Source organism: Microbacterium stercoris, from assembly GCF_017592545.1.
Lineage (GTDB): Bacteria > Actinomycetota > Actinomycetes > Actinomycetales > Microbacteriaceae > Microbacterium > Microbacterium stercoris.
In genome coordinates this window covers 156557-170724 of the sequence record NZ_JAGFOA010000001.1, presented here as the reverse complement: position 1 = coordinate 170724, position 14168 = coordinate 156557, and the positions used below count along the sequence as shown (strand labels likewise).

11 protein-coding genes are annotated in these 14168 nt (G+C 71.1%); 3 read left to right on the top strand and 8 right to left on the bottom strand.

The window, feature by feature from the left end; genetic code table 11:
• Positions 1–5: 5 nt before the first annotated feature.
• The 4 genes from J5V96_RS00790 to manA all read right to left on the bottom strand — a co-directional run bounded on the left by J5V96_RS00790 (position 6) and on the right by manA (position 6153).
• Positions 6–1589: a DUF5719 family protein gene (locus J5V96_RS00790; RefSeq protein ID WP_208499451.1), complete on the bottom strand. Its 1584-nt coding sequence runs from the start codon at positions 1587–1589 to the stop codon at positions 6–8.
• Positions 1586–4411 carry a glycosyltransferase gene (locus J5V96_RS00785; RefSeq protein WP_208499448.1) on the bottom strand — a complete coding sequence of 942 codons (2826 nt, stop codon included), beginning with the start codon at positions 4409–4411 and terminating at the stop codon, positions 1586–1588. Before J5V96_RS00785 ends, J5V96_RS00790 begins: the two co-directional genes overlap by 4 nt.
• A gap of 112 nt (positions 4412–4523) precedes the next feature.
• Complete coding sequence (locus J5V96_RS00780) at positions 4524–4847, bottom strand: WhiB family transcriptional regulator (RefSeq protein WP_208499445.1); 324 nt, start codon at positions 4845–4847, stop codon at positions 4524–4526.
• 148 nt (positions 4848–4995) lie between these two features.
• The gene (gene manA, locus J5V96_RS00775; RefSeq protein ID WP_208499442.1) at positions 4996–6153 is read right to left on the bottom strand and encodes a mannose-6-phosphate isomerase, class I; all 1158 of its coding nucleotides are present in this window, start codon (positions 6151–6153) and stop codon (positions 4996–4998) included.
• 40 nt (positions 6154–6193) lie between these two features.
• Between manA and J5V96_RS00770 the strand changes: the two genes are divergently transcribed.
• The 3 genes from J5V96_RS00770 to J5V96_RS00760 are packed head-to-tail and all read left to right on the top strand — an operon-like array spanning position 6194 to position 9933.
• Complete coding sequence (locus J5V96_RS00770) at positions 6194–7588, top strand: O-antigen ligase family protein (RefSeq protein WP_208499439.1); 1395 nt, start codon at positions 6194–6196, stop codon at positions 7586–7588.
• The gene (locus J5V96_RS00765; RefSeq protein ID WP_208499436.1) at positions 7585–8919 is read left to right on the top strand and encodes an O-antigen ligase family protein; all 1335 of its coding nucleotides are present in this window, start codon (positions 7585–7587) and stop codon (positions 8917–8919) included. The genes J5V96_RS00770 and J5V96_RS00765 overlap by 4 nt, the downstream gene beginning before the upstream one ends.
• A gap of 9 nt (positions 8920–8928) precedes the next feature.
• Positions 8929–9933, top strand: coding sequence for a glycosyltransferase (locus J5V96_RS00760; protein ID WP_307793075.1), 1005 nt, complete (start codon positions 8929–8931; stop codon positions 9931–9933).
• A 24-nt stretch (positions 9934–9957) separates the two neighbouring features.
• On the opposite strand, the gene J5V96_RS00755 is transcribed toward J5V96_RS00760, so the two are convergent.
• From J5V96_RS00755 to J5V96_RS17325, 4 genes are read right to left on the bottom strand one after another with little or no spacing between them, the layout of a single operon-like run.
• Positions 9958–10707 (bottom strand): ABC transporter ATP-binding protein, encoded by a 750-nt coding sequence (locus J5V96_RS00755; RefSeq protein ID WP_208499434.1) that lies wholly within the window; start codon positions 10705–10707, stop codon positions 9958–9960.
• 2 nt (positions 10708–10709) lie between these two features.
• Entirely contained in the window at positions 10710–11495 is a 786-nt protein-coding gene (locus J5V96_RS00750; RefSeq protein WP_208499432.1) for an ABC transporter permease, read from the bottom strand.
• A 58-nt stretch (positions 11496–11553) separates the two neighbouring features.
• Positions 11554–12453 (bottom strand): glycosyltransferase family 2 protein, encoded by a 900-nt coding sequence (locus J5V96_RS00745; RefSeq protein ID WP_307793073.1) that lies wholly within the window; start codon positions 12451–12453, stop codon positions 11554–11556.
• The gene (locus J5V96_RS17325; RefSeq protein ID WP_208499428.1) at positions 12450–14138 is read right to left on the bottom strand and encodes a glycosyltransferase; all 1689 of its coding nucleotides are present in this window, start codon (positions 14136–14138) and stop codon (positions 12450–12452) included. Before J5V96_RS17325 ends, J5V96_RS00745 begins: the two co-directional genes overlap by 4 nt.
• Positions 14139–14168 lie beyond the last annotated feature (30 nt).

The following is a 14168-nucleotide window of genomic DNA, read 5'->3' as shown; positions in this document are numbered from 1 at the left end:
TCGGCCTACGGGTAGACGACCACCGGCGCCGGACGCGCCGCGTCGGCCCAGAGGGCGAAGGATCCGACCGCCTCGCTGGAGGCGAAGCCGACAGACGCACGCACCGTGGCGCCGCCGGGATCGATCGTGTACAGCTTGCCGGCGGTCACGGGCACGGAGACCGACTCTCCCGCGGCGATCTCGACGTCCTCGCTGTCGCCGCCCTGCTCCGAGAGCGTGACGGTGGCCTCGGCCGAACCCGTGTTCACCACGCTGAGCGCGGCGCCGGGCCCCTCGGGCACCGCGAACAGCGTGGGCTGGGCGACTTCGGGGGCCGCCGTGTGCCACGCGTAATCGGAGCCCGCGCCGAAGCCGGTCGTCTGCCAGACGGCGGCGACGAGAGGGGCGTCGGAGTCCACGGTGACCGTGTACTCGCCCTCGGGAAGAGCGCCGAGGTCCACCTCGAGCGGGCTGCCGGCCTGCAGCTCGACCTGATCCGGATCGCCCACGACGCGGCCGTCGGACCCCGATTCCGCCACCGTCACGGTGACATCCGCGTCCTGCTGGGCCAGCAGACGCGCGATGGTCGTCGAGCTGTCGGCCGAGCCGGCGGCGCCCACGACCCGCACGCCGGGAATGACCTGGAGGGCGGCAGGCCGCACCGAGGACTGCACGTCGATGCCCGCAGGGTCCAGCGTGCGCACGAGGCTCGACTGCAGGCTCGCACGCACCGGGGAGCCGGTCGCGGTGATGCGCAGCACCGGGCTCTGCTCGCCGCCCGCGAGACCGGCGATGGGCAGCGCGACCTGGGTGCGCGGCGGGATCGGCACGGCCTCCGCACCGGGAGGAGTGGTCGCGCCGTTCACGCCGTAGACGGTGATCTGGACCGTGGCGTCGACGTCTCCCGGGTTGGCGACGAGCAGGATGCCCGTGCTGCCCGTCTCGGTGTCGCCGCCGACGATCCACGACTCCATCTGCGGAGGGCGGCAGGCGGATGCCGCGAATCCCGCGATGTCGTCGTCGGAGGCCGAGACGGAGGATGACGCGGCCGCCGAGATCGCCTCCGTGCCGTCGGGCAGCTGGCGGAAGCGCGAGGCGGCGGCCTCGCCCTCGACGGTGGGCTGGGCGAGCGCATCGGAGGAGAGCTCGTCGCCCCGGTCGTTGCCGCTGGTGATGTCGCTCTGCTTCGCGACGGTCAGCTGCTGCGCGTTCTGCGGGTCGCGTCCGAGCGCGAGCAGGGGCCCGTCGCACGCGAGAACGGTCTCGCTCGGCGCCGGCTGCACCTCCAGCGCGACGGGCGGCGTCTGCACGTCGGGCCACGGCACCGCGGCCGCGGCGGTCACGGCGACCACCGCTCCGACGGCCGTGGCCGCCCCCAGCAGCACACGCGCGCCGACGCCGACCTGGGCGCGCGTCGGGCGGCGGATCGCGCCGGACCGCGGCGCGGGCTCGGCCGGCGCCTCAGCCGCCGGCTCGGCCGGTGCCTCAGCCTGCGCTGCGGCCGTCGGCTCGGACGCTGCCGGCTCGGACGCTGCCGGCTCAGACGCGATGGGCTCGGGCGCGACGGTGTCCTCGTCGATGCGCTCGTCCTCCGGACGCTCGGAGCTCATGCGTCCGCCTCCTCATAGCCTCGACCGACGACGCGGGGCATACGACGCGCGTCGCGGCGCGACGCGAACGTCGGCACAGCGAGCAGCAGCGCCACCAGCAGGGCGACGGCCTGGGTGGTCAGGATCCAGCGTGCCGTGGCCTGCTGGCGGTCATCGAGGGCGGGGCGGGGCGCCGGATCGGCATCCAGTCGCCACAGCACGCCCTTCGCCGTCTCGCCGACGCGCACGAAGCCGGGGCGCTGGTCGACGGCGGTGATCGCGTCGAGGCGGCGCGTGCGGGCGGCATCGGTCTCGGCGGGACCGTCTGTGGTGGCCGTCAGCAGCACAAAGCGCACGCCCGCCTCGCTCAGCAGATCCTGCACCTGGCCCGAGCTGGCGCTCACGAGGTCGCTCGCGATCTCGGCGAGGCGTCGGTCTCCGTCGCTCGCGACCGGATCCGTCGCCTGCAGCGTCGACTGTCCGCCGAGCGTCTCGCTGGCACCCCACACCAGGCGTGCGGCGACCCCGCCGTCGGGCTGCGCCGTCAGCACGAGCGTGCCGAGGTCTCGCTCGTCGGCCGCGCGGGCCGTGACGTACGCGGGGAGCGTCGAGGCCGGACCGTTCGCGATATCGGCCTCGTCACGCGCCAGGGCGGTGAGCGAGGGCACCGAGAGGAGCACGATGCACGCCGTGGCGGCGAAGGCGGCGAGGCGTGCGAGACCGCGGCGCCGAATGCCGGTGTCCAGCGTCACGGCCGCGGCGGCCACCACACCGACCCAGGCGAGGCTGAGCCCGGAGCCGGGCCAGACGCCCACGGCCTGCGACTCGCTGGTGGAGACCTGCACCCCGGCGGCGAGGTGCGCAGTGACGAGCCCCGCCGCCGCGATCACCACGCCGGCGGCACCCGCCCGCCACCGGGGCGTCAGCGGCGCCGCGAGCGCCAGCAGGGCGAGCGGAATGAGGACGAACGGCACCCACGCCGTGGGAGCGTCGGCGATGCCGAGCCACGCCAGCGCGCCGCCCCACCCCGCAGGATCCGCGGTCGGGAAGCCGGAGGCCAGCAGCAGCGGTCCTGCCGCCTCGTGGCCTGCCCACACACGACCAGGGTCGGCGAGCAGCGCCCAGGGGGTGCCTCGTTCGAGCTGGGCCTGCACGAGCGGCACGGCGACCACCGCGCTGGGCACGATCAGCCACAGCACGCGCGCCAGCCCCCGCCGGATCCGGAACCCGATGGCGAGCAGGAGGCCGAGCACCCAGAGCAGAACGATCGCGGGCGCCAGCGAGGGCGCGCATGCGAGCACACCGAGCAGCAGGATGGACGCCGCGCCCGACGCACCCCAGGAGCGGTGCGCCACGGAGGCGGTGAAGAACAGCCACGGCAGCAGCAGGTGCAGCAGCACCGCGGCCGCGCGCCCTTCGACGAGCGCCGTCAGGAACGTCGGAGCGAGGGCCCAGATCACGGCCGCGGCCGCGCGCACGCCCGAGCGATCGGACACGCGGGTCGCGGCGAACCATCCGCCCAGCACCGCGAACGGCAGCGCGAGCAGCCACAGCATCACGAGGGCCAACGCCGGGCGCGCCGGGGAGAGCGACCCGAGCAGGGCGACCACCGCCGCGAACGGATCGGCCGGGCCCACCGCACCGAGGCCGGTCGCGCGGGCGCCGTAGGCGGCATCCGCCCACAGCCCCAGAACCGTCTCCCGCATCGGCAGCAGCGCTCCGCCTCCGAGCACCGGCCACGCCAGCAGGGGCAGGAACGCGGCGACCGAGATGACGAGCGCCGCGAGCACCGCCCAGGCTCCGCCGCCCGAGAAGAAGCGGAGCTCGCGCCGGATGACCGGTTCGCCGCCATCAGGGTCCGAGTGCTCGCGGAGCTGCGCCGCCGTGGCCCGCAGCGGCGCGATCTGCGACCACGGGCCGGTGCGGAACCGCCGGATCTCCCCCCGGGAGCGCGCGATGGCGGCCATACGCACCATCACCGTGACAGCGGCTCCCCATTCGGCCGGGACGCGCGCCGGGGCCTTCGCCACGAGGTGCACAAACGACCGCAGCACGGCCAGCGGCAGCAGGGTGAGCCAGTGCAGCGGAACGGCCCACGCGGGCGCGTAGGCGAGGCGGCGGTGCAGCTGCGCCGTGCGCACGGCGTATGCGTGCGCCATGCGATTCTCAGACACCCCCGCCATGCCCGCCACGGGCGCCTGCAGTCGGGCGCCCGGCGCGAGCGCGACGCGCCGTCCGCCGAGTCGGGCGCGCACGCCCATGTCGAGGCCTTCGTCCGCCCCCGCGAGAGCCGGATCGGGCAGAAGGTGCGCCCGCGCGTCGCTGCGCAGCAGAAGGCCGCGAACGTCGGCACCGAGCACATCGTCGTCGCCGTCGTGCTGCCCCTGGTCGACCTCGCCGCCCGCGAGCGCGACGGTGCGTCCGAACCGGGTCATGCTGACGCCGAGCGAGACGATCACCGACGGATCCTGCGCGTCGACGAGCTTGGGCGCGGCGATCGCCGCGGACGGGGCGCGCTCCAGCGCAGCAGACAGCGCGGCGAGCGTTCCCGGCTCGGGCTGGGTGTCGTGCGCGAGCAGCCAGAGGGCGCGCCCCTCAGGCACCCGCACGGCGCCGAGACGCACAGCGGCAGCGAAGGACGTGGAGGCGGGGGCCTCGATGGCGCCCTCGGCGCCGGATCCGTCGATCAGATCGCGCAGCTTGGAGGCCGAACCGCAGACCACCACGGTGAGGTGATCGACAGGACGCTCCTGTGCGCGGAGGGCGGACAGGGTGCGCTCGAGCTGGGCGGCGGCCTCGGGTGTGGCGCGCGCGACGAGGATGGCGTGAACGGCAGGGGGCATGATCGCCCTCGACTCTAGGCGCTGTCATCCGAAGTGGCGGGAGGCGATGCGCGTTTCGACTCGCTGCGCTCACTCAATCCCGGATGGCCGCCACAGAGGCGGCGCGAGCCGGTCAGCCCGCGGCGCGCTTGAGCTTGCGGCGCTCGCGCTCGCTGAGCCCGCCCCAGATGCCGAAGCGCTCGTCGTTCTGCAGCGCGTACTCGAGGCACTGGCTGCGCACGTCGCACGAGGTGCAGATGCGCTTGGCGTCGCGGGTGGAGCCGCCCTTCTCGGGGAAGAAGGCCTCGGGATCGGTCTGCGCGCACAGCGCGTCGCTCTGCCAGGCGAGGGCGCTGTCCTCATCGACCTGCGGCGTGCGGACGCCCGGGACTCCCAGATTGACCGGATCGACGAACCAGTTGTCCGGCACACCGGAACGGTACTGCGATGAAGTCATTTCGCTCTCCCACTCCTTCGGCCCGCGAATACGTTCAAGTAATTACACCCGTGTCATTCGGATTGCGCAAGCCGCAGATCGTAAACCCTCAACGCACGCATGAATCTTCATTGGTCCGCACCGGCGTGTCGGGAACGGCGTGTCGCGATCAGCCGATGGTCCCCGGCTGCGCGAGGAAGGCCTCGCCCTCGCCGCTGAGGCGGATGCTCCCCTCGTCGGGGGTCACGAACGCGGCACCGCCCGGCACCAGGTCGAGCACCCCGTGCGATCCCTGCACCGTCACGGCGCCGGCCGTGGCGAGCACGATGAGCGGGCCCCGCAGATGCACCTCCGCGTCCGCTCCCGGTGCGACGCGTGCGCGCAGCAGGGCGAAGTCGGGCACGTCCGCCGGGAAGGCCTCGACACCGCGAGCACCCCGATCGGCCGCCACGGGGAGGATCAGCGGCACGGGGCCGGGCGTCGGGTCGAGGATGCGCAGCAGCTCGTCGACGTCGATGCGCTTGGGGGTCAGGCCGCCGCGCAGCACGTTGTCGCTGGCCGCCATCAGCTCGACGCCGAGACCGGAGACATAGGCGTGCAGCATCCCGGCGCGCAGGAAGATGCTCTCGCCCCGGTGCAGCACGACGTAGTTCATCAGAAGCGCGACCGCAACGCCCGGATCGCCCGGGTACCACTGCGAGAGGCGGCGCGCGGTGGCCAGCTCGGCCGCGAACTCCACCGACTGGGCATCGGCGAGGGCCGCCTCGATGGCGACCACGTCGTCGGCCGCCTCGCCGGAGAGCAGCCAGCCGATCGCGTTGGCGAGGCCCGCCTCGTCCGACAGACGCGCGCGCAGCGGCGCCGCGGCGTCTCCGAGCGACTCGAGCAGGCGACGCGTGGCACCGAGCTCGCGCAGCCCGCTGAGCGCCTCGAAGCGCTCGGACAGTGCCACGATCATCTCCGGCTTGTGGTTGTCGTCGGCGTAGTTGCGCGGGGCGTCCGCGGGCAGCTGCGCCTCGCGGGCGAAGGCCTCCTCGGCCTGGGACTTCGACGGGTGCACCTGGATCGAGAGCACCTGGTTCGCCGCGAGCAGCTTGAGAAGATACGGCAGCGGCTGCGTGACGCCGTGCTCTGCCCCCGATCGGGCGATCCAGCGGTCGAGGGTGAGACCGGATCCGTCCGCGATCTCCGAGGGATCGGAGGGATGGTCGCCGTACCAGACCTCGGCCTCGGGCCCGGCGGCCTCCGGACGTCCCTCGAGGGCGGCGATCAGGGTCGTCGATCCCCAGGCGTAGTCGCGGGGGGCGTTCGTCAGCGGCAGCAGCACGCCACCAGGCTATTCGCCCGGGCCGGGTACCCTGAGCACGATGGCCCAGATCACCCGATACACGGCTCACACCCCTCCGGCCGCGCCGGAGCGGGAGGCCACGTCGCACCAGCTGCTGCGGGTCTGGGCAGCGTTCGCACTGTTCTCCGGTATGGCCCACGCCTTCTGGTGGAACCTGCTCGGTCTCGCCGGCGGAGCGGTTGTGCTGGCCGTGACGACGCTCGGGGCCATCGCGTTCTGGATCCCGGTGATCCGCCGCAACGGACTGCGGTGGCGCCGTCTGCCGTGGACGGCTCTCGCATACGTCGCATGGGGGCTCGTCTCGCTGATCTGGTCGGCCTGGCCGGGCGCGACGCTGCTGACCTGGCCTCTTCTGGCGGGCTGCACGCTGCAGGCCCTCTTCTTCGCGCACACTCTCACGTGGGCTGAGATCGTGCGCGCCCTCGACGTCGCGCTCAAGTGGGTGATGGGCCTGTCGATCGCGATCGAGCTGTGGGTCGCGCTGATCCGCCGTGCTCCCCTGCTGCCGAACTTCGTCGATCCGCCCGCCGACCCCGATCCGCAGTGGTACTGGGTGCGGGGCAACCTCTTCGAGGGGATCGTCGGCGAGCGCATCCAGGGGATCGTCGGCAACGCCAACTACCTCGGCATCCTCTGCGTGCTGGCCATCGCCGTCTTCGCGGTCCGCTATGCCTCGCGGCCGCCCTATGCGCCCGTGCAGATCGTCTGGATCGTGCTGACGGCCATCCTGTTCGTGCGCGCCGGATCGGCGACCGCCCTCGTCTGCGCTGCCGGTGCGACCGCGGTGCTCGTCACCGTGCTGCTCATGCGCCGCGCGCGCACCGCCGGAGATCGCCGCCGCCTCTACCTGCTGTTCGTCGGCGTCGGCGCGATCGCGCTCGCGCTCGCCCTCGTGCTGTGGGATCGTGTGCTGCCGCTGCTCGGACGCGAGGCCACGCTCACCGACCGCGACCGGATCTGGACCGCCGTGTGGGAGCGCGCGGTGACCCACCCCGTGCACGGCAACGGCTTCTCGAGCCCCTGGGTGCCGATGGATCCTGCCTTCGACGGCTGGATCGTCGATCACGGCATCTCGGTGTTCCACGCCCACAACATGTGGCTCGATGCCTTCCTGCAGCTCGGCAGGGTCGGGGTGCTTCTCCTCGGTCTCGCCTATGCCGCGCTGACCTGGCGGTCCTGGTTCTTCGCCGTCGACCGGCCCCGGTGGGATCTCCAGGCGGACCGGCCGTTCTCGCCCCTCTCGCTGCTTGCCCCTCTGCTCGCGGCGATGCTGCTCCTGCAGGGGCTGACCGAATCGGGCCCGATCATGCTGTGGGGCTGGACGCTCGCGGTGCTCTTCTCGTTCAAGATCAAGCTCGCCCCGATCGTCGGCCACGACGGCGACCAGCCGGCGCTCAGGACGCCCCGGCGATGACCGACGCCCTCGGCGATCCGCGTGCCGGATGGCTCGTCCGCCTCCTGCAGTCCGCCGACTTCGCGCGCGCCTTCACCCTCGCGGCCCTCGGAACGGGATTCGCGTCGTTCCTCATCGGGCGCACCGCCGGATCCGTCACCCTGCTCACCATCGTGCTCGCGCTGGACGCGCTGGGCGTGGCGATCCTGATCGCGCGCCGCGACGAGCTGACGCTGCTGCGGTTCGCGCCGACCACCCTCGTCGCGTTCTTCGCATGGGCGCTGGCGAGCGTGTTCTGGTCTTTCGACGAGGCATCCAGTCTGCGCGGCTGGTTCGAGCTGCTCGCCTGGGGACTCCTCGCCATCGTCATCGCACACGTGCGCGACACGCTGCAGACCGTGCGCGCGCTCGGTGACGTGCTGCGGGTCATGCTCGCGCTCTCGCTCGCCGTCGAGATCCTCTCCGGCGTGCTGCTCGACATCCCCTTCCCCTTCCTCGGGGTGGCGGGACAGCTCGCGCAGGGCGGCCCGATCCAGGGTGTCTTCGGCACCCGCAACATGCTCGGGTTCGTCGCCGTCATGGCGCTCATCACGTTCGCCATCGAATGGCTCACGCAGTCGATCTCGCTGCGGCTGTCGATCGCCTCCCTGACGCTCGCCGGCCTGCTCGCGGTGTTCTCGGCCTCCCCCACCGTGCTGGTCATCGCGGTCGCCGTGGCCGCGGCCACCCTCGCTCTGGGAATCGTGCGCCGCGCGGCGCCGGAGCGCCGTCGCGCCACCCACACCCTCGTCGCGGCCGTCGTCGTCGCGGTGCTCGTCGCGTGCTGGATCCTGCGGCACCAGATCATCCGCCTGCTCGACGCCGCCAGCGACTTCTCGATCCGCGCCGACTTGTGGAACGAGATCCTCGACTGGGTGCGCCCCCGTCCGGTGCAGGGCTGGGGCTGGCACGGCCAGTGGCTGCGCGGCGACGATGCCACCGCCCCCTACCCTCTGAACGTCATCAACTTCACGCTCGACGACCACCACGCCTCGGCCCTGAACTCGTTCTTCGACGCACTCATCCAGCTGGGCTGGGCGGGCCTGCTGCTCTTCGGCGGCATGTGCGCGGTCGCGCTCGTGCGATCGTGGCTGGTCGCGGGCGAGCGCCGCTCGCTGGTGCACGCGTGGACGCCGCTGATGCTGGTGGCGCTGCTCGTCGACTCGATGTTCGAGAGCTTCACACTCACCGGGCTCGGCTGGATGATGCTCGTGGTCTGCGCCGTGCGCGCGGGTCAGTCGCGCTCCTGGCGCGAGCGCATCCGCGACCTCGCGGAAGCCCCGTCCCAGGGACCGTCTGGCCTTGCAGGGTAGGCTCTTCGGGTGACCGAACCCCTCGCCCCCGCGCCCGGCGCGCCGCTGCCCGACTCGTTCGATCCGGCATCCGCGACGATCGTCGTGGTCACCTACAACCGCTCGCACCTGCTGACCGGGCTGCTCGAGTCGATCATCCGCATGGACCCGAAGCCGGGCCACGTGGTCGTCGTCGACAACGCCTCCGCCGACGACACGACCGAGGTCGTCGAGTCGTTCCGGCCCCGCCTCGGCACCGAGCTCGTCTACCGCCGCCTCGACGAGAACACCGGCGGATCCGGCGGCTTCAGCGAGGGCATGCGCATCGCGCACGAGATCGGATCCGAATGGATCTGGCTGATGGACGACGACGTCGAGGTGCTGCCCGACGGCCTCGCCCGCATGGGCGTGTGGACACCGCGCTTCAAGAGCATCCAGGGCCGCCGCTACGACTACGACGGCAGCGAGTTCTACTGGCAGTACCGCATCGCACCGACGCTCGCCATCCCGATCCCGTTCGCCCCGGCCGGCTTCGACGCCTCGGGATACCGCGAGATGAACTCGGGCTGCTTCGAGGGCATGTTCATCCACCGCGACATCGTCACGAAGATCGGTCTGCCGGATCCGCGCTTCTTCATCTACTGGGACGACCAGACCTATGGATGGCTGGCCTCCCGACAGACGACCTCGGTGATCGTGAACGAGTTCGTGCTGCGCCGCACCCGCGAGCTGAAGCAGTGGGACATGGGCGTGCGTCACCTCAACGCCTCGAGCAACGCGTACCGGTACTACATCATGCGCAACCGGGGCATCATCAAGCACTACCTCCGCGCGCATGGCGCCTACCGCCCGGTGCGCTTCGCGACCGGCTCCGCGCTCACCCTCGTGAAGGAGCTGATCCGCCTGGTCGCCGTGGAGCACACGGTGCGCGGCACGAGCAACCTGTGGCGCGGCCTTCGCGACGGGTGGAAGATCGGCGCCGACCGCAGCTGGGCCATCATGACCCCGCTCAGCGAGCACCCTGCCGACGCCTGACCTCGCCCCCGGCGATGCAGGGAGTCAGGACGGGTTGTCGGCGTTGTAGCGCTCGATGACCTCGCCGATCGGCGCGTCCAGCACCAGCCTGTGCTCTCGGATGTACAGCCCACGCGTGCAGAAGCGCAGCAGATCCTTCTCGCTGTGGCTGACGAAGAAGAGGGTGCGCCCCTCCGCGAGCAGCTCGTCGATGCGCTTGTAGCACTTCGCGCGGAAGGCCCGATCGCCGACGGCGAGCACCTCGTCGACGAGCAGGATCGGCTCGTCCAGCTGCGAGACGACCGAGAACGCCAGGCGCACCTTCATGCCGTTGGAGAGGTGCTTGTAGGCGGTGTCCTGGAACTCCTCGAGTTCGGCGAAGGCGACGATCTCGTCGTAGCGAGCCGCGACCCGGGCCTTGCTCATGCCGTGCAGGCCCGCCGTGAGATGCACGTTCTCGCGAACGGTGAGATCGCCCACGAAGCCGCCCGTGAGCTCGATGAGCGGGGCCACACCCGCATTGACCCGCACGCCGCCCTCATCCGGCAGCAGCACACCCGCCACGAGCTTCAGCAGCGTCGACTTGCCCTGGCCGTTGCGGCCCACCACGCCGATCGACTCGCCGGGCTGCACCGTGAACGACACGTCCCGCAGCGCCCAGAACTCGCCCTTGGGCATACGCCGGCTCGAGTCCGCGAACATCGACTTGATGCTGCGGCGGCCACGGCGGTTGCGCCGGAAGCGCACGCCGAGGTCGTGCACCTCGATCACCGGTGCCACTTCGGGCTCGGTCATCATCACAGCTCCTTCAACAGCGGACGCTCGAGGCGACGGAACACCAGCAGGCCGACAGCCAGCAGCACAAGGCTCACGAGAACGCTCGACAGCACGGCCGCGCCGTCCCACTGGTCCGGGAAGAAGCCGACGCGGTACATCGTGAACACCCCGGCCAGAGGGTTCGCGACCTCGAGCCAGCCGAAGCCCTGCGGCAGATCCTTGACGCTGTAGATGATCGGCGACGCGTAGAAGAGCGCCCGCAGGATCAGCCGGGTGGTGCGCTCGAGATCGCTGAACAGGATGCACAGGGGCGCCACGATCAGGCCGAGGCCCACGAGCAGCACCGCCTGCACGACGATCGCCACGGGGAACCACAGCAGCTCGACGCCGACCGTCGCACCGCCGAAGATCGCGAACGCGACGATCACGGGAAGGGCGCACAGGAACTCGACGCCCTTGGACAGCACGATGCGACCGATCCAGATGGAGCGCGGGATCGCGGTCGATCGCACGAGCTTCGCGTCCTTCGTGAAGGCCTTGGTGAAGTCGGTGACGGCGGCGTTGAACCACACCCACGGCAGAAGCGCGGTGATGAGGAACACGATGTACGGCTCCTCACCCGCACCGCGATCGAAGATCTGCGTGAAGACGAACCAGTAGATCGCGCTCATCACGAGCGGATCGAGCACCGACCACAGATATCCGAGCCAGCTCGTCGCGTATCGCACACGAAGGTCTCGCGCCGACAGCAGCCACAGGGAGTGCAGGTAGCGTCTGGCTCCCCGGGCTGTGCTCACAGCCCCCATCCTAGGGATGCACTGACTGGGAGCCTGCCCGGCAGAGCCGTCATTCCGGGATGGCCCGTCACCGACGGGCGTCGCCCGGGTACTCCACCTTCGGGTTGAAGCCGATGCCCTCGATCCACTTGCGCAGCAGGGCGGCGCGCAGCTTCAGCGGCACGCGTCCCCGGTGCAGGCTCACGAACAGACGCGCTCCGAACTCGAGGAAGTACAGCGGCCCGCGGTGGTGCAGCTGGTACGACGCCTCGTTGCGGACACCGTACGAGAACTTCCAGAGGCTCTTGGCATCGACCATCGCGAAGTTCACGCCGCGGTTGTCACCCATGTCGTGGATGACCGTGGAGTCCAGCACCTGGACGCCGGGGCACGCCCTCGTCAGGCGCAGCGTGTACTCGCGGTCATCGAACCAGATGAAGTAGTCGCGATACGGCACGCCGTGCTTGGCGATCGCCCAGCGCGGGATCAGGACGGACACGAAGGAGCAGGCCGTGACCATCACGTTGCGCTGCCCCTTGACCAGCAGACGTCCCCAATCCCAGGTGGGCACCGGGTTGTTCATCTCGCAGATGCTGCCGTCGGTGAACTCGACCACCGAGCAGGCGAACGGCACCTCACCGCCGAGTTCTGCGACGGCCTCGTCGAAGCCGCGCACGAGGTTCGCCAGCGCCTCCGGCTGCGGATAGCAGTCGTCGTCCATGATCCAGACGTGATCGGCGCCCGAGGCGTAGCCGCGGATCATGCCCTCCGCGAAGCCGCCGGCTCCTCCCGAGTTCTTCTCCATCGACACGACCTCGACGGGCGCGCTGGAGGAGAGACCGGCCAGGTATTCGCCCGTGCCGTCCGTCGATGCGTTGTCGATGATCAGGAGCTTCTCGACCGGGTGCGTCTGCGCCTCGATCGAGGCGATCACCGTCTTGAGCTTCTCCAGACGATTGAACGTCACCACGACTGCTGCGACCGTCACCACGATCGGACCTCCTTCTCGAACCACGTGCTCGCGGACTCCATCTTCAGCAGGCGCTTCTCCGCCTTGCGCTCCTCGCGCCAGAGCTGCCTGCGTGCGTCCTCGTCGATCGCGCTCGCCACCGCCCGCGCCAGCTGGGCCGCGGCCCGGTGCGCGTAACGCGACGAAAGAGCGCGGCGCGGGATGATGTCGGACTGGCCGCCGACGTCGGTCGACACGACCGGCACACCGTGGGCGATCGCCTCCAGCGTCGTCAGCGTGAGGCCCTCGTTGTGGGAGGGCACCACCAGCAGATGCGACTCGTCGAGGGTCTGCGAGACAGGGACCGAGGAATGGCGGCGCTCCACCACGAGGCCGGCACGCTCGATGAGCTCATCGACCCAGGAGGCCATCTCGCCATCGCCGTGCATGATCAGGCGCAGGTCGTGCCCTTCGCGGCGCAGCCTCTGGGCCATCGCGATGAACACCTCGGGGGCCTTCTGCCGCGCCATGCGCCCGACGAAGGCGACGGTGAATCGCTCGCCGTCGGCCCGGACGCGGAACTCCGCCTCCTTGACGTCGACCGTGAGGCCGCCGAGCGGTGCCATCACGACCTTGTCCGCCTCGATGCCCTGCACCTGCGTCATCCAGCGCGCCAGGGTCGGGGAGATCACGTGATGGATGGTGATGGCCTCGGCCTGGATCGCGCTGGTGACGGGGTACCCGCCGCCGCGGTACTCGACGATGTGCGTGGAGTCCACGATCGGAATGCCGGGGCGCGAGCGGGCGATCCATCCCAGACGGTCGTACAGCCACTGGTTGTGGTGCACCATGACCCCGCGGATGTCGTAGAGACGGAAGAGCGCACGCAGGAGCTCCTCGACGCCAGGAGTCTGCGACTCGGACGCCAGACCCGACTCCTCCGAGAACGGGATCAGCAGCGCGCCGTCCAGCTCGGGACGGTCGATCCACGGCTGATGCGAATCGCGGTTGGTCAGCACGATCGGGAGGAAGCCCGCATCACGCGCGATGCGGACCGACTCGAACGCCCAGCGCTCGGCCCCTCCGAGCTCGAACCAGTGCAGGCCGAAGAGGACGGCACGGGGCGCGCCGTCCTGGACCGCACCGGCCGGCACGATCCGGGAATGCTCGTATTCGCCGCCGGGCTGAAACTCGCGCTCGTAGCGGTGACGCCGCACGGGCGAGTGCAGCGGGCGGCGGTGCCGCAGCAGCTCGAGGTCGCGCAGCTCGTCGTAGAGGAGCGGCGTGCGCGCGCGCACGGCACGGGCCGCTCGCCGCAGTGCGCTGCCGTCGAGCTCGCGCGGCGGGTCGTAGGCGAGCACCGTGTCGCGTGAGACGTGGAGGTGCCGGGTGTCACGCGCGGCCAGGGCGAGGGATGCGGCCTCGGCCTCGATCGGCGCGCGCTGCTCGGGCTCGACCGTGCTCGCCATGCGGAACGAGTACGCGCGGGAGTGGTAGGCCGTCGACTCGCCGGTGAAGGTCGAGTCATCGGTCGTGCGCGGCAGCGACGACCAGTCGCCGCTGTACGCGTGCACGGTGAGCTCGCGGGACGGGGCCATCAGCGCATGGAAGTTCAGCGCTCCGACGAGGAGGCGCGACTCGCGGACACTCAGATCCGTCGGCAGCTCTTCCTCGTCGGTGAGACGGAAAAGGGCAGGCTGTCCGAGCACGGATCCTGTCGTCACTTGTCGGGCCTCTCGTCGGCGGTCGTCGAA

Bases quoted from the DNA above. Each gene is read 5' to 3' on its own strand.
- J5V96_RS00755 (WP_208499434.1), bottom strand. From the start codon at position 10,707: ATGACCGAGCCCGAAGTGGCACCGGTGATCGAGGTGCACGACCTCGGC.
- J5V96_RS00750 (WP_208499432.1), bottom strand. From the start codon at position 11,495: ATGGGGGCTGTGAGCACAGCCCGGGGAGCCAGACGCTACCTGCACTCC.
- J5V96_RS00770 (WP_208499439.1), top strand. From the start codon at position 6,194: ATGGCCCAGATCACCCGATACACGGCTCACACCCCTCCGGCCGCGCCG.
- J5V96_RS00785 (WP_208499448.1), bottom strand. From the start codon at position 4,411: ATGCCCCCTGCCGTTCACGCCATCCTCGTCGCGCGCGCCACACCCGAG.
- J5V96_RS00765 (WP_208499436.1), top strand. From the start codon at position 7,585: ATGACCGACGCCCTCGGCGATCCGCGTGCCGGATGGCTCGTCCGCCTC.
- J5V96_RS00780 (WP_208499445.1), bottom strand. From the start codon at position 4,847: ATGACTTCATCGCAGTACCGTTCCGGTGTGCCGGACAACTGGTTCGTC.
- J5V96_RS00790 (WP_208499451.1), bottom strand. From the start codon at position 1,589: ATGAGCTCCGAGCGTCCGGAGGACGAGCGCATCGACGAGGACACCGTC.